The 16,398-nt window shown below is 52.4% G+C and carries 6 protein-coding genes and 1 pseudogene; all 7 read right to left on the bottom strand.

Annotation, left to right across the window (positions count from 1 at the left end; genetic code table 11):
• Positions 1-103 precede the first annotated feature (103 nt).
• Positions 104-361, bottom strand: coding sequence for a hypothetical protein (locus FCN45_RS16025; protein WP_137386472.1), 258 nt, complete (start codon positions 359-361; stop codon positions 104-106).
• Positions 361-9,099, bottom strand: a complete 8,739-nt coding sequence (locus FCN45_RS16020) for a hemagglutinin repeat-containing protein (RefSeq protein WP_137386471.1) — start codon at positions 9,097-9,099, stop codon at positions 361-363. The genes FCN45_RS16025 and FCN45_RS16020 overlap by 1 nt, the downstream gene beginning before the upstream one ends.
• A 9-nt stretch (positions 9,100-9,108) precedes the next feature.
• A complete protein-coding gene (locus tag FCN45_RS16015) occupies positions 9,109-9,639 on the bottom strand; it encodes a toxin-activating lysine-acyltransferase (RefSeq protein ID WP_137386470.1) in 531 nt (176 codons plus the stop codon).
• The gene (locus FCN45_RS16010) at positions 9,639-11,324 is read right to left on the bottom strand and encodes a ShlB/FhaC/HecB family hemolysin secretion/activation protein (RefSeq protein ID WP_137386469.1); all 1,686 of its coding nucleotides are present in this window, start codon (positions 11,322-11,324) and stop codon (positions 9,639-9,641) included. Before FCN45_RS16010 ends, FCN45_RS16015 begins: the two co-directional genes overlap by 1 nt.
• Positions 11,325-11,653: 329 nt before the next feature.
• Positions 11,654-13,210, bottom strand: coding sequence for a hypothetical protein (locus FCN45_RS16005; RefSeq protein ID WP_137386468.1), 1,557 nt, complete (start codon positions 13,208-13,210; stop codon positions 11,654-11,656).
• Positions 13,211-13,803: 593 nt separating this feature from the next.
• A pseudogene (locus FCN45_RS16000) lies at positions 13,804-14,820 on the bottom strand (tyrosine-type recombinase/integrase).
• A gap of 76 nt (positions 14,821-14,896) precedes the next feature.
• Complete coding sequence (locus FCN45_RS15995; RefSeq protein WP_137386467.1) at positions 14,897-16,381, bottom strand: conjugal transfer nickase/helicase domain-containing protein; 1,485 nt, start codon at positions 16,379-16,381, stop codon at positions 14,897-14,899.
• Positions 16,382-16,398 lie beyond the last annotated feature (17 nt).

The raw sequence follows: 16,398 nt of genomic DNA, 5'->3' as shown, positions 1-16,398 counted from the left end.
CAGCCCACTGACTTTTTTGCCCGTATACAGCTGATTCACGACCAGCTGTGCCATTACTTCGCCACTGACCGATGAAGGATCTCTAAACGTGGTGATATTCAGCTTATGTTTTAGAATTTGATGATGGTGGTTCTGTTTTTTTACGGTCATCAATTTTTGCAAAAATCCATGCTCCAAGGCTGGCACAAAATCCTGCAATACCACTCATTTTTAATAAGTGAATGATTTTATCAATATTGAAATCAACAGCGCCTAAGTTTTTAATCTCAATAAAAGTTCGGATGATAATTCCCAATATGAAAAAACATCCAGTGCAGTAAAGTACACTGAGAATAAATAGTGATGGTGTCATTTTCTTCATTACTGTTCCTTTCCATTAATTATTTCTTTTGTTACTTGATTGGAATATTCAAATGAAAATGCTCCTCCAATGTCACCAATATAACCTGCAGCTGAACCTAATACGGGTTTCAGTACAACGGGAGCAAACTCACCGAAAGCGCCGCCTGCGGCAGTGCCAATGAGTGCTCCGCCTTGAGCTGATGAACTAAAGCCGTCGGTCATGAATGCACCTCCCATATTGATTAGGGTATTACCGCCTATCTTATATCCAGGAGCCAGGTAGCCAGCACCTGCAGCAACCGCTGCACCGTAATAACTAAATTCACTGTTTGAATCCATATTCATATACTGGAACGCAGAGTTAGCTCCACCACCAATAATCGCACCAGCAATGCCTTTTCCAATCGTTACTGTTGGCCCAAGATATAATGCCCCTGCCATGAAGACCCCATCCTGATAACCTTCGACAATAGCTTTAGGGATATTCGCACCTTCAGGCAAATCACCTGTAACGATTTTATCCAGCCCTGCCTTTTTTTCTTCTGGGGTCAGATTTTTGTCCACGGCATACTGATTCCACGACAGATTTGCTGCACCTGTGCTCGTCATCCCCGTTCCAAAACTCAGAGCATTATTCTCCGCCGAGTTTTTACCTGCCTGCGCACCCGCAACGGCATCTGCCGAGCCGTCACCGGCAATGCCGCCGGCCAGTCCCGCAGCCAGCGTGCTCAGCGCACTGATGGTCTGTTTTTCTGTCTTACTCAGTTCGCTGACTTTTTTGCCCGGATACAGCTGATTCATCACCAACTGCGCCATTACTTCGCCGCTGACCGCACCGGCTGCACCTGCCAGCGCGCTGTTGCCGGAGGCATAGGAAACAACCGCGCCGACCACCGCGTGCGCCATCGCCTGCGCCTGCGGATTGCCTTCGGTTAACTTATGAATCTGCTCTGCCAGATAGGGCGCGGCAGCACCGCTGAGAGCCTGACCGAGATTACTTCCCGCTAGCCCCTGAACCGCCGCCGTAGCGGCCTGAATTCCCTGCTGAATGGCGCTGCCGGTTCCCCACTGCTGCTGCGCCTGTTTATAGCCGGAGGTTTCCGTCAGAGCGTTGTTGTAAGCGGCGATGTCTTTTTCGGATGCACCTGGACCCGGTTCGTTAATGCCCTGTTTTGCCAGTTCAGCCTTGCCGGCTTTCGTTGCCTCAATGTCACCCTGCGTGCGGGCAATATCGCCCACCTGATTGCCAATCTCACCAATCAGCTGCGCTTTCTTCAGCCGGTTCTGCTCTTTCTCCTTATCAAAGATTTGTCCCAGGCCCGGATTGGCGTTCTCCACGTCGCGGCTGAGGTCGGCGACGTCCTGTTTCTGTGCGTTCTGGTCGCGGATAACAATCGTGCCGTCAGATACCGCCGCTTTGGTGGTGCTGTCCGCGCTGCCCGAGTTGTTGGCGCCGGTCAGCAGGCCGTTGGCCATGTTCCCGGCAAACTGGCTGCCGATGCTGCCGCCGGTGCTGATGCCCACGCTCTGGTGCTCGGTTTTAAATGCCGCGCTGTTGTGGATGTCACTGAATCCCAGCGTACCTGTGTCGAGCCGGTTCAGCGCGGCATCTGCGGTTGAACCAATCACCGCGCCGTTGAGCTGGGTGTGGCCGCCCACCGTGACGTCAAAGCCACCTTTGCCCGCCAGCAGGCCGGTCTGTTCCTGCACAGACTGATAGTCGCTGTGCATCTTGTCCTTGCTCATGTTGATGCTGGCCGAGCCAGACATCGAGCCAAAGTTGAAGCTGGCTCCCGCGCTGGTATTTTTCTGCTGCGCATCGTAGGTCGCGCTGTCCTGTTCACTGGTTAGCGTCAGGTTGCGACCAACATCCGCTTTAATGGATTCACCGCTGACCTGCGCGCCGGTGAGGGTGGTGTCACGTCCGCTGACCAGCGTCACGCGGTTCCCGGCGGTCACCTGCGTTTCATTGTGGGCCAGGCTGTCGCTGTTCTCGTGTCCGCTGCCTTTGTTAATGCTGGCAGACACGTTGATGCCCCAGCCGCCCGAACCCGCGCCGATGCCCACGCCCACTGAGCCGCCGCTGGACGAGTTGGTGCCGCGCGAGCGCTCGGTGTCCTGGCTTGAGGTCAGGTTGATGTCGCGGCTGGCATTGAGCAGCAGGTCGTTGCCTGCCTGCAGTTGGCTGCCCTGCACGTTGATGTCGCCTGCATTAGCGATGACGTTCAGGTTGTTGCCGGCGGTGAGGGCGCTGCCCTGATGGGTTTTCTGCGTCAGGTTGGTTTCAGACTTCGACTGCTGGCTGCCGTAGGAGAGGCTGATGCCAATGGCGTTGTCCTGACTTGCCGCGCCTGGCTGCATGGCCTGCGCGGCCTGTACGCCGGACAAGGCTGCCTGCACACCTTTCAGCGCCTGCAGCCGTCCGCTGCTTTCCTCGCGCGAATCTTTGGCGGTGGTGACCGCCGTATTCAGCGCGCTGCCCGCCACGCCCGAGAGTGCCAGCGTCAGGCCACTCTGTTCGGTTTCATAGGTATCGCGCTGGCTCAGCCCCTGTTCGGCGGCGCTGACGGTGACGTTTTTTCCGACCAGCGTCAGGTCTTTACCGGCTATCGCGTCGGAGCCGTGAACGAGGAGGTCGTTGCCCGCCTGCATCGTCAGGTTGCCCTGCACGCTGCCCACCGTGCTGCCGCGCACGCTGTCGGTGTGCATGGTGGTAGTAGATTTTTGTGAATTGCTGCCGTAGCTGACGCCGATGCCGCCGGTGCCGGACAGGCCCGATTTCGTTTCCTGAATCATGCGCGATTCGTCGCGCTGTTCAGCGGCGGTGGTGATGGTGAGGTTATTGCCTGCCGCCAGCCGCACATCCTGCGTGCCCACCACGTCGCTGCCTTTCACCAGCAGGTCGTGACCGGCCAGCATCTGCACGCTGTCGCCAGACAGCGAGCTGCCAACCGACGTGCGCGCATCAATGGTGGTGTGCGTCTCGCGGGTGGTTTTTGAGGCGATGCCACTGGTGCCACTGGCTTTGGTGTGCTCGTCCATCTGCGTGCGGGATTCGCCGCTGACGATGCTGAGATCGTTACCCGCGCTCAATGCCAGCTTGCCACCGGCATTGATGCTGGCCGCCGTTGCCAGCAGATTATTGCCTGCGGCCAGGCCGACGTTGCCTTTACCGGCAATCTCGGTGCCCAGCTGCGTGGATGACGACTGATGCAGCCAGTTGTCGCTGTCGAAATTGAGATTGTCACGGCTGCCGGTGGTGACAGCGTTCAGGTTCAGGTCGCGTCCGGCGACAATCGCCGTATTACCATTTTCGCTGCTGTTCACCACCTGCGCGGCAGTCAGATTGATGTCGCGTCCGGCCTGCAATGCCAGCGTGCCGTCGCCTTTGTCCACGTAAATACCTGCTATACGATCGAGGCTGGTGCGGGCAAAGCTGCCGTCGGCGCTTTCAGCGGTGCGGGTGGCGGTGGTGACATTAATGTCACGTCCGGCCAGCGCCGCCAGCGCAGAGCTGCCTTTGAGTACGCCGCCGAGGTTATTGATGTCGGTGCGCGCCTGCAGGGCAGTGCTGTCGCCCTGAATCAGGCCGCCGAGGTTGTTGATATTCTCGGCCACCACCTGGGTATTGGCGCGCGCGTTCATGCGACCGCTGTTGTTCAGATCGCCGCTCAGGTTCAGGCTGACGTTTTTCCCGGCCAGCAGCGCGCCGCTGCCGTCGAGGTCGCCCGGCTGCACTTTGGCAAACAATTGTGGCACCAATACTTTTTGTTGGCTGCCGTCGGGCAGGGTAACGGTCTGCGTCACCAGCCACACCATGTCGCCGGTCATCAGGCTCATCTGCTCGGCGGTCAGTGCCATGCCCGGTACCAGATTCAGCTGTTTACCGAAGGCGATGCCCGCATCCATCAGCACTTTGTACTGCGTCTGATCGCTGTCATAACCGTCCAGATAGCGCTGGCCAGTTAAGGCAATCACCTGCTGACGGATAAGATTCTGCTCGTAGTAGGCGTCGCCCAGCCGCTTGTGCACGTTGTCAGGATTGGTGACAAATGCCTGCATCATGTAATCCGAGCCAAGCCATTGCTGCGCGTTGGTAAAGCGCGGGTCTGTTTCGACCAGGTAATCACTGCCAGCCGGATTGGTTTTGTACAGGCTGTTATCCGGCAGGCGAGTGTTTGGACCCTGCGTGCGGATCACGCTGCCCGCCGCGTCGCCTTGCGCAGAGGTATTAACCGGCACTTCAAAGGTTTTGCCCGGCGGCAGCAATACCGCATTGCCGGGATTAAACGCCGCGCCTGCGCTGAGATCGCCCAGCGAAATGTCGCCCACGCTACCGCCTGTCCTGTTATCAATCACCAGACCGCTGCCGTCGACTTTTTGATGTTCCTCTAAGGTACTGGGTTTTAAGGTAATGCTCTGGATAACGGTGGGCGGGATGTAATCCGCCGTGCTCTTGCCCTGACTGTCACCGCCTTTTTTGTGGATGCGCCAGTAGTGGAAAGCTTTGCCGACGTCGCTGATGTGGCGCTCACCGGCCACCTCCACGTTGTCGAGCGTGGCCGCGTTAATCACTAGATTATTACCGGCAACGATCTGGCTCTTATCGTTCAGCACGTTGCCCGCGTTAATCGTCAGATTTCCGCCTGCAATGATGCGTGCCGGATCGCTGGTTTTGATGCGCGTTTCTTCTACGGTGCGTTCATATTCGTAACGATACCAGTTGTCATTTTTATCGTTTTGTCGCCACGGATAATCGGGCGTGAGCACAAAATCGACCTCATCATGCGCAAAACTCACCTCATCGCGACCATAGCGATTGGCATTGCCTGAGACCTGATACTCCTCAATATCTTCACGCGACACTTCAACGATCTCGGTTTCAAAATTGTCGTTGATGTTGTTCAGACTACCGACGTTGAGCAGCATATCGCCCGCAGATTCGATGGTGGCGCTGTGGTTGTTAACGGTTCCGGCCTGTCCGGTGGCGTGACCATTGGCATCAATTGCGCCGCCCAAGCTCATTGCACCTTCACTGTAGATCAGCCCGTGATCGCGATTGTTTAGCGTGCCGACTCCGAGATCTAAACGCTGACGGGCCGCGATGGTGGCTGCGGTACCGTTCTCAGCGAGGTTGTTGAGCGTGCCCGCCTGGATGCTGAGGAAATCGCCGTAAATGCGCCCGGTGCCAATATTACTGACGGTCTGGCCGTTAAGGCGCGTGGCATAGCCATCAACCAGGCCGTAGTTAGTCAGCGTGTTGCTGGCATCGAGAATTGTGCTGTAACCGCTGAGTTCCGCATCCTGCAGATTAGTCAGATTGGTGGCGCTGACGTGCAGCGTTTCACCGGCTTGAATCAGCTTTTCATTGCGGATATCACCGTGGCTGGTGAGCGTCAGATTGCCGTTGGCCTGCACGTTACCCTGATTGGTGAAGCTGTTCGCCAGAGTCACCGCCATGTTGCCTGCGGCTTGCAGTGCACCGCGCAGGTTGGTCAGCGTGCTGGCAACCAGCGCAAAATCGCCTTTGCTGGCGAGCGTGCCGTCGGTGTTGTCGAGTGCGGCGGTGTTCAACGCCAGATTGCTGCCGGAAATCACCTGACCTTCACGGTTGTTCAGGTCACCGCTGCGCAGGGCGAAATCGCCTTGAGCGCTAATCAGACCGCTGGCGTTATTGAATGCGTTGCCCTGTGTATTCCAGCCAAGAGCACCGCCAGACTGGATGGTGCCTTGCTGGTTATTCACCGCGCCGGTTTGCGCCGTGATGCCGTTCAGCCCGGTGATTTGCCCGAACTGGTTCAGCACCTGCCCGGACGCCAGGTTGATGGCACCGGAGGCCAGTAGCGCGCCATGCTGATTATCCATCTCGCCGGTCGCCAGATGCATATCGCCCTGGCTTATCATCCCGCCGGTTGCGCCGCTGTTGGTGTTGCTCAGCCGCTGGCCGTGGGTATCAATAGACAGTGCCGCGCCACTCTGGATCAGACCGCCGTTGTCGTTTTGCAGTTGTTGCGTGCTGAGCGTTAAATCGCCGACCGCGCCGATTTGTCCCTGACGATTATCGAGATTCGCAGTAGCAAGCGTGGCTGTGCCGCTGCTCATCACCAGCCCGTTGCTGTTCAGCAGATCTGCGCTTTGCAGTGCCAGCGACTGTCCGGTCACCAGATTGCCCTGCTGGTTATCAATATCCTGAGCGGTAATGCTCAGCGCATTCTGCGCCGCCAGCAGACCATGTTGATTATTGATATCGCCGTTAAACAGGGTTAAATCTTGCGCATTAATCACGCCGTTGCGGTTATCCAGCAGGCCGGAACGGAGCGTCAGTGAACCCAGCGCAATAACGCCGCCGTCAGTGCTGCTGTCGTGGTTGATGAAAGCATTGCCTTGCGTATTGATGTGCGCATCGCCGAGGCTTTGCAGCAGCCCGGCGGTGTTATCGAATCTGCCGCTGGTGATGCTGAGCTGTTCGGTGGCGGCAATGGTGCCGCGCTGATTGTTGACTGCGCCGCTCCCGAGCTGCAATGCGGTGGTGGTGGCGGTAAGCAGGCCATCGCTGTTGTTCAGACCGTTGCTGGTGACAGACAACGTTTTACCGGCGTTGATTTTTCCGCTGCTGTTATTTAGCGTCTGGCTGGTCAACTGCGTGTTGCCCGCCACGGCGCTGATGGCACCCGCCGTGTTATCCAGCATTCCGGCGTTAACGGTCAGGTTCTGGCTGGCCGCCAGCGTGCCGCTGCGGTTATCCAGTTTTTGCGCAATTTGGGCATTGAGCGAACCAGTGCCGGCGGCAACTAACTGACCTTTCTGGTTATTTAGAGAACCGGCATTGAGGTTCACGTCACCGTTACCGGCGAGCTTGCCGTCGCTGTTATCCAGCGCCGACGCCACGTTGATCGCCATCGCGCCATTGCCGCTCTGTACCATCTCACCCTGACGGTGCGAAAGGGTGCTGGCATCAATGCGGATTTGCGCAGCAGCGGTGGTCGCGCCGTCAAAATTAAGCGCATCACCGCGCAGTGCTAATCCACCGTTGCTGATCAGGCTGCCCTGAGTGCCATTCAGTGTAGTGGCCTGAATGTTCAGTTGTCCGTCACCCGCATGCTGAATTTTGCCGAGGCCGTTATCCAGCACATTGGTATTCAGCGTCAGGTTGTAGCCGTTGCTGGCAATGGTGCCGCTATGGTTGTCGATGCCTGTGGCGTGCGACAGCAGCAGATCGGTATCACCCAACTGGCTAAGTATGCCCTGACGATTGGAAAGAGCTGGGGCTGTAAGATTCAGCGCGCTTGCCTGAACTTTGCCGCCGTCGTTATTAATGCGCGTTTTACTGCTGGCGCGCAGGATGTTCTTTGCTTCAACCGTGGCGTTGCGCGTGGTGACGTCGCCGCTGCTGGCATTCAAATCAATATTGCCGCCATAAGTCTGGCTGCCGCTGAGATCCACCGCGCTGCCCTGAGCGCTGAGATTACCCGCCGCGAGGTTACGCCCGTTGCTGGTGAGCTGCCCGCGCGTGGTCAGGCTCAATTCGCCTTGGGTACCGAGTGCGCCGTCAGCCTTCATGCCTGCGGCCAGCACGCCGCTGCTGGCATTATTAAGTGAACCGGCCTGAAGGCGGGTATGGCCTGCGGACGCCAGCACGCCCTGATTACTGACTTCACCAGCAGCCTGAATCTGGCTGTCACGTTGTGCGTAAACCGTGCCACTGTTGCGAATATCGGCGTTACTGGTCAGCGCAATATCCTGTGCGCTGTTAATGCTGCCGCTGTTTTCAATGCGACCGTCGCTGGAAAGGGTAAAGTTGCCTGCCGTCGCGCCCAGCGAACCGGCGTTGCGCACGCCGACGCCCTGTTCGGTGCCAATCAGACGGATTTTACTGGCGTACATGCCGCCCAGCGCCGCCACATCCAGCGCGACTTGAGGACGACTGGCGGCATCGGTCTGGCTCGCTGTCAGCGTTTCATGCGCCGCATCGACCTGATTGAGACCGGTCGTTACCTTTAGATCGTTGGCCCAGACGCCCGCGTTCACCTTCACGGTGCGGGCAATGATGTCGGTGTAATCCTGGCCGCGTGAATCCAGACCTTTGCCGTTAATGACAACGTCGCCGCCGCTGACCTGATAACCGGTCAGATTGCCGTTAGTCAGTTGCGCCTGGCCGGTGGTCAGCGTGGCGCGGTTGGCGTTGATAAAGCCGCAGCCGTCGCAGGTGATACCGGACGGGTTGGCAATCACCACCTGCGCTTTTCTGCCTGCGACTTCTACGTAGCCGTTGAGCTGGCTGGGATTGCGCGAGTTCACTTCGTTGAGAATCACGCTGGCTTCGCCGCGCGCCAGCCACGGGTTCCCGGTGACCATGCCGCCAAGCTGAGTATTGGTGTTGCCGTGTGAGTTGTTAAGAATCACGCCTTTCTGATCGACATCGAACTGGCTGTAGTTATTGCGTGAGACGCCGCCCGCGCTTGGCGTCTGGATGTTGACCTGCGGCGTGCCGTTGGCCGTGCCGATAACGGTGGGTTGCTGGTTACCCGGCGCCTGGCCATTGGCGACAATCTGCGCCTGAGCGGGCAGCACGGTGACGCAGCTCAGCGCGCTCAGCAGGGCGAAACGCAGCGCCGACAGCGCACAAATCTGGCTGGCAGCCTGTTGCATTCGACGCGCGCGCGCCTGTTTGCCTTGCCCGCTGCGGGCGATATCGGCGACTACCATCAGCATGCCGCGCGCTTTGTTGAAAATGATGCGATAGAGAAGTTTGTTCATCTGATGTCCTTATCCGATTTCCGGCAACGCCACGCTCAGTGGATGTGCCTGCCGCCATTGCCTGGCGGCGGAATTTTTAATGCTCTTTCCATGGAAAAAACGCACCCGCTGGCCGCGATGAGCGCCCTGATGATCTAATGCGCGGAAGCACTGCTCAGGCAGAATCACCTCGCGGGTGAGCTGCTGCAGCGCGCGTACCTCGCCAAATGGGGCAATGAAGTCAGTTAGCCACAGCCGGTTACCGCTGATCCAGTCAGCTTCTTGCATCATCACTGAGGCCTGTGTGAGATAGCGCCGTTCAGCGTCTTCATCCATCCACGCCCAACCAAGGAAGAACAGCGGCCTGCCATCTTTAATGGCGATGGCGTACTGCTGTTGTTTAATCAGTGGCAGCAGCAAAGTGGGTAAAGTATGCAGTGGCGCATCGCGATGGCGTTCTGAGTGCATCCACAGCCAGACCGCCATGCCCAGCACTTCGGCTTCGCTGGTGTCATCGGGTGTGACCCACGGCGCAATTAACCGGTAGCCATTGATTTCCATCAGTAGCTCCAGTTGAGGTTAAAGCCCAGCGTCAGGCCGCTGGTCTGGTAGCCTGCGGGTTTGGAAAGTGGGATCCCGGCGAACAGGTCATAGCTGGTACGTAGCGCATAACCGCGCAGCCCCACCGCGCCACCGGCCAGATGTTTGCCGATGAGATAATCCTGGCCGCTGTTACGACCGCCGACTTCGCCATAATCCAGCGCCAGATAAAGTTCCTGTGACGGCAGCGGCGTGGCCCAGCCAATATCGTTGCGGAGATACCAGCCTTCATCGGCGTTGAGCGTGCGTTGGCCGTCAAAACCGCGCACCGACCAGCGGTTGCCGATGGCAAACTGGTCCTGCGAGGTCAGCGGCGTGTTGCTCATCTGGCGTAAATATTGGGTGTTAAAGCTGAATCGCTGATCGAGCAGCGAGAAGGGCACGGCCAGCTGAGCGTTAAGTTGGATGATTTTCGACAGTGCAGTGGCTTCACCCCAGTATTCTTCCGGCGCAGGCTGCGCGCCAAACCAGCGCGTGCCGCGCTGATAGCTGACGCCCGCATCCAGCGTGGCGCTGCCGATATAGTGGCGATGTTGCAGGCCAAGTTTCCACGCCGACGTCTGGCGGCGCTGCACTTCAATCTCAGTATCGTTGATGAAGTTGCGGGTTTCACGCGTCATCACGTCGTAGCTGAGCGTGGTTTTCTGGCTGCCGTTGCGGTGCAGCACGCGGCTGAGATTGGCGTTGAGGCTTTTACTCTTGCCGCTGTATTCATAGTCGGTGAACGCCCCGGCCACCGTCTGGTTGTAGCGGTAATCACTGGTGGTGATGCCCGCCAGCCAGTAGCCAAACGGTACCGAATAACTGCCGGTGAAGTTGTTCGTGCCTTTGTCATTGCCGAACTGCAAATCATGGCTCGCCGAGACGTACAACATATCGCTCAACGAAAGGGGATTATCGACATACAGCGTCAGGCCGCCCTGATAGCGTCCGGTGGAGGTTGAACCGGAATCATCGAGTGATGCGCCCAGGCGCCACATTTTGCTCTGATTCCACTGTACGGCCATCACACTTTCACCCGGCGCACTGCCGGGTATCAGCGCCATATCGGCCTGAACGGTAGGCAGGCGTTGCAGGTTTTCCAGCCCCTGCTCGGTGTCACGCAAATCGTAAAGCTGGCCTTCTCGTGAAGGCAGCGCGGTGGCAAGCGTGACATAGCGATCGCTTGAGTTGGTGCGCGTAACGTGGCTGATTTTTCCGGCCAGCAACTGTAGCGTTAGCGTGCCCTGCGTCAGATCCTGCGGCGGTGCCAGCACGCGACTGGTAACGTAACCGCTGTCGATCATGCGGTTTTGCAGCACGCTCATCAGCTGGTTAATTCCTTTCAAGCCCAGGCATTTTCCCTGGCCCTGATTGGCCAGCTGCTGCAACGGTAACCAGCCCGGAAAATCATTCAGGCCGTTCAGCGTGATGCGCTGAATATCAAAGCAGGGATTTTCGCGCGGGAAGCTCAAGCGTGATGAACTGCTTGCTGGCGCAGACAGGCGCACGTCAGGCGTCGGTGGCTGAAGCTGGGCTTCAATCGCTTTCTGGCGCTGTTGTTGAATAATGTCCTGTTCGCTAGCGGTTGCCGCCTGCGAGAATAGAGTGCCGATTGCCAGCGTCAATACGCCAGCGGCAAGCGATATGCCTGCTTTCTCATCCATGAGTGTGTTCCGTAATTAAGTTTGTTTCTGGCTACTATTTATACTTTACCTGTTTATTTTTGGATGGCAATATTTCCGGTGGATTTTTGTTGAGTTGAAATATAGGAAATTTCCTGCATCTATTAAGACTATTCTTAAGTACTGTGCGACTAATAATATTTATGGTCCAGAGAATTCGGGCGGACGAACAAATATGAGTAACATTCCTCATAATAATCTTGCCAACTGGCTGTATTGGTCATACATTTTGTTAAGTTCAATTATTCGTTAATTGATTGCCCGAAGTTATTTCAATTTGCTGAACTTTTTAAAAAGAAAATAACTCTTCCCTAATTCGATAATGATGACATAAGAGAACTGTTTCTTATCAAATATTCCGACTTGACAGTAATTATACTCATCGTGGAAAAAGGAGATAATGCCTCTCTAATTATCCCCTCTTCAGTAATTAGTGAGTCAAAAGTGGTCGATGTGTTAAGCTCTTTAAAATTTTTCAGTAAGTGTCGATATTGATCAGATAGACCATACTCTGCCATGAGTTCTAAAAATAAGTCACGATACGATATTTTTTGATTGACAAGGTGAGCATCCACCATTTCTGCTAAAGTACTCAAAATTAAGATATCCCAAGCTTTAAATGGCCATAGCATGGGATACTCGCTTTTCCTTCTTAATATGCTGGGAAATGAAGGGTTCTTTTTATTTGGAGTGGATGCAAAAAGTTTATTTTTCATCATCCATTTCTTCCATTTTTTATAGTCTCGATCAAAATAATTCTGGTAATTTTCAGAATATTCGGCTGCATGTTTGATTACTTCATTTTTCAGATGTAATAATTTTTCTCTTTTATAATGCTCACGCTTGCATTCAGCTATAAAGTGTAAGTTAATTTCATTGAATTTTGCTTCTATTGAAGGATGCTTGACCCAACTCCAAACTGGAACATCCGATTCTTTGGAGTAATGGCGGCAAACTATACTTCTTTCATCCTGAAAGTCCAGGATAGGTATTTCTTCGTTAAATGAGTAAATAATTGATACAACACGGTTCCCACGATATGCTTCGATAACTGCGTAGTCCTTTGATTCAATATGAAGTGAAACTTGGTCGCAGGAATAATTCCTCTTGGCATAAATTAGGCGCAACTCTTTGTAAGTCTGACCGCAATAAACGCACTCCATCTCTTTGTGTATGCTTGGCAGGTGAATTATTTTATTGTAAATTGAATTTCTCATAGAAATTAAGGCTTTTCGTTTTCTTTTTATCTTTTTCTTTTCTTCTTCTTGTTCAATTAACTTAAAATGTTGAGATTTCTTAGCCTCAAGAGCAGAGTAATAGATCCATTTATGCTCAACGATATTGTCTGTTAACATTGATATCCATTCAGCAATGCTTCTCCCCTCAGCGAGAGAGAAATAGTACTCTATAGAATCAACTTTCTGAGCATGGTAATACTGTTCTTTTTCTTCACTACATTCATGAGTAACGCAAACCTCAATAGCTATATTGCCAATATTTGTAATAAGATATACATCAGCCAGATATGGTCCAATTCTATATTCGATCGCTGACTCATTTATTTTAATTGTTATACTGGGGGAGAAAATATTACTTTCATCAATAGTTTCCTCATGTGGTGGGAGTGTAATCTCAGATAATGAAGAAAAATGTTTTTGCATCGCCATGTGTAACTGCGTCATTTTACAATCACGACTTTCTTCTTTTGTTGTATGTGAGAAGTGGTGTTGGATTATCTTCCCATTGTTCTTTGCAATTAAAGCATCACCACAATTCTTACATATACAGTTGCAACGTTTTCCGTTTGGCACATCATCTACATGAACTATTTCTTTTGAATCATTGTTGAGAGCATATTCAAAAAGCATCCGTGCTATTCCTATCCGTTTTTATGTTTTATAGAAAATAAAGCATGACTTTAATAACCCGATATTATTACAAATATCCAAGCGACTCATCAAGGTCCATCAATCATCGTACCATCATTTTTTTACTTTCATCAAGTTAGGTTACGTCGATGTATGATGTCTATGCTTGAACTATCTCATAAAGAGCGTCTTAAACGCAGGTGTCGGAGGCATGATTTAAATCGGCATTAGGCTCGCCTTTAGAAGAAAGCATCCATTTTTGAAAATTCAAATCATAGCAGATATATGAATGTAATTACTTGCACCTTTCCCGTTACTTAGCTCGCCAATGGGATTGTAACTCCTGATTTACTCAGTGTTAATCCTGTGAGTATCGAGGCGTGTATACTGGCTGTGGTAGTGGCTTTCCTTAAATGGGCTGTGGAGCGCTACTGACAACAGTAGTCGTGATATCAATTAAATACATCAAATTGAAATCAGCATCAGCAAAAAAAGAACGTGATAATTTAGCTGCCATGCAATCTCTGACTAATTAATCAGTAATATAGTCCGCCGGGAACAAATACCCAGGCGGACTATGCACAATCGCCTATCTAAGTAGAAACGTAATCCCTGATGTTCTTTTGGTCAGTATGTAAACCCAGCTCTTTTTCTAACGTTCTTCCGGTTATATCCAGGTTGATATCGATATATTCCATCGTTGTCGTTAAGCTTCGATGCCCCAATAATCCTCTTACCATCTGTAAATTTCTATCTGGTGATTTCATTAACTCAGATGCCAGGGTATGTCTGAAGCGATGAGGCGACACTGCAAAACCGCATTCTTTTGATAATCGCCTAAAGAAAGATTTTATGGGTTGTATTGGCGGAATCTCTGATAATTTTTGACGCTCTTCCGCGCTGCAGACATAGCGATTAACATCAAAAAGTGCATCACTCGAATTCGAATCATTTTCGATTGCTTTAGATAACAATGCTTCTAACTGTACTTTTAATGGCCCAACAATAGGTACACGCCACTCTCGGTGAGTTTTACTACCATCAAGACGCAGCTCGATCTAGTTCTCCTCCAGATTGACGTCCTTAAGCCGTAAATGCATTAACTGATTCACCCGCATACCGGTATAGCGAAGCGTATCTAACACCGTTATCCAGTACCATGCCGGATACAAAGCACAACGCTTCATTTCGATGGTCGTAATATTCTTGTCCATGTCAGCGTACTGCTGCATTAATAAATAAACGCGGGTTAATTGCTGGCGAGATAACGTCTTTTTTCGCTTGTTATCGGCGCGCATTGAGACATCGTTAAAAGGATTTTCAACCTGAGTAACGAGATTGGCTTTAATGGCGAAATTAAGCAGCGCTCGCATATGAGCGACTTTGTTATTCCAGGTGTTGGCCGATGACTTTTCTATATTAATCACATGACGACGCCATTGTTGAACGTCGCGGCGGCTGATGTCACCAGGCTTCTTTTCCTCACCATAATATTTTCGGAAGACATTAACGACTTTGCGATAGCTCCACTCCGTATCCGGACGAAGCACTTTCACAAAGAAGTATTCATCGAGCAAAAATTCCCAGCTAGTATCGCTTACCTGACTCATAACATTTCCTTTAATCAGCAAAATAACCGCTGCTCCCATAGCAGCAACTCTCCTCCTTACACCTTCCTGAAAAGCGTCAGGGAACCACTAAAAACTGGCTATCATCAGGCACATGGTTGGCCTGAAACAGCACTGTGGATTTGACCAGATAGCCTTTCACACGTTTATAAGGGCCATTACGGTCGGCACTGTTGTAGAGAGTGGCAAAAGTAAACCGCTTGCCGTTTTTACGCCGATGTCGGTTGAGTCTTTCAAACCCTGCCTGAACGTTTTCACGTTCGTCTGCAGACTGACCGGTATGCTTCAGATAACGATAAAAAATTCCCGGTACTAGCAAGAAAACAAAACCTGCGACCAGTTGCACACGTGAATCTGCTTCATTGCATGCTATCGTTCCATTTTCGAGACCCTCACTCAGCCAGTGCCAAAAGGCCTCGCCGATCTGTTTCTTAGAAATTTGTGAGCTTGTCTTAGGTGCTACAGGGGCCGATTCTTGATCAGGTTTTTGCGTTTGATAAGTATTTCTGACGTTTATTTGATCACTTTCGGAAGATCCGTAGGTCATGAAATCAATCACTTGGTGATCGCCGTCTGTATTTATTCCTATTTTTTGGGTTTGATTTTCATCTAAATCAGAACCGATACTCCGTTCCTGGTGACGGATCTTAAACTGTTCCTCCAGATCAAAACTGGCTCCATCCTGTGACGTCACATTACCTTGGTTAAAGTATTGTTCGTAAATATCATCGAGCTCGGGTCGTGGCGCGTTTTTGTGCGTTTTAACGTCCACCGCACGAAGATGTAATTCCTCATCATCGACGTGAGTATTTTCCGCTAAATTTGATGGCTTACGGCTGAGTAGATATGAAACTCTGTTAATTAAATCGTGGATCTGTTTTTCCGGCGATTCGAATCCAGCCAATTCTAAATAAAAGCAATTTCTCGCAGCGGGCTGAGATTCTAGCCAGCGGATCGCTTCTTTAGGCAGCATGGCAACAGCAAATGCGAGACGTGTTACTCCCGCAGTGTCTAAACCATCATCAACGTGATTCAGCTGGAAGCGAAACGGTTGTTGCGGTGCAATGGATAGAGGATTCCAGCTATGGCCATCATCAAGTTCGCCCTCGATGTTCAACAATTCCGGGACATACCAATAAAGCGCCAGCCAAAACACCAGGCAATTCCAGTGGCTGCTCTGTGCAGATTGGTCCTCTGGCAGCGCATTGGCTGGCAGGATCATGCCTTTAGCCAGTTGCATCATTACCACGATATTTTGCAGCGTTAGGTCTAGTAAACCGCCGCTATATCGCCATTCCGGTAAGCATCCCGTGGGCAGATTTTGGAAGCGTTCGGCAAGCTCCTGCAGTGGCTGCAGGCAAAAGGAGTCGAAGAGAGAGCGGGATAACAAAGAGCTCTGCCAAATTTTCTTTACCTGCATCTGCCGCACTGGCGTGCCTAGAAGCGTTGGGTAATTTTGCGGTGTGAAGTAGCCTTCGCGTTTAGCCGATAATGAAGGCTGAATAGTGCTGCGTCTTAACTTGTATTGTAATTTTTGGAACATGATTCACCTCCGGATCG

The organism is Pantoea sp. SO10 (assembly GCF_005281435.1).
Taxonomy (GTDB): Bacteria; Pseudomonadota; Gammaproteobacteria; order Enterobacterales; family Enterobacteriaceae; genus Pantoea; species Pantoea leporis.
This window is presented reverse-complemented; position numbering and strand designations above follow the sequence as displayed.

What these genes read in the sequence shown, in the direction of transcription:
- FCN45_RS16020 (WP_137386471.1), bottom strand. Translation starts at nt 9,099, where the DNA reads ATGAACAAACTTCTCTATCGCATCATTTTCAACAAAGCGCGCGGCATG.
- FCN45_RS16025 (WP_137386472.1), bottom strand. Translation starts at nt 361, where the DNA reads ATGAAGAAAATGACACCATCACTATTTATTCTCAGTGTACTTTACTGC.
- FCN45_RS15995 (WP_137386467.1), bottom strand. Translation starts at nt 16,381, where the DNA reads ATGTTCCAAAAATTACAATACAAGTTAAGACGCAGCACTATTCAGCCT.
- FCN45_RS16015 (WP_137386470.1), bottom strand. Translation starts at nt 9,639, where the DNA reads ATGGAAATCAATGGCTACCGGTTAATTGCGCCGTGGGTCACACCCGAT.
- FCN45_RS16005 (WP_137386468.1), bottom strand. Translation starts at nt 13,210, where the DNA reads ATGCTTTTTGAATATGCTCTCAACAATGATTCAAAAGAAATAGTTCAT.
- FCN45_RS16010 (WP_137386469.1), bottom strand. Translation starts at nt 11,324, where the DNA reads ATGGATGAGAAAGCAGGCATATCGCTTGCCGCTGGCGTATTGACGCTG.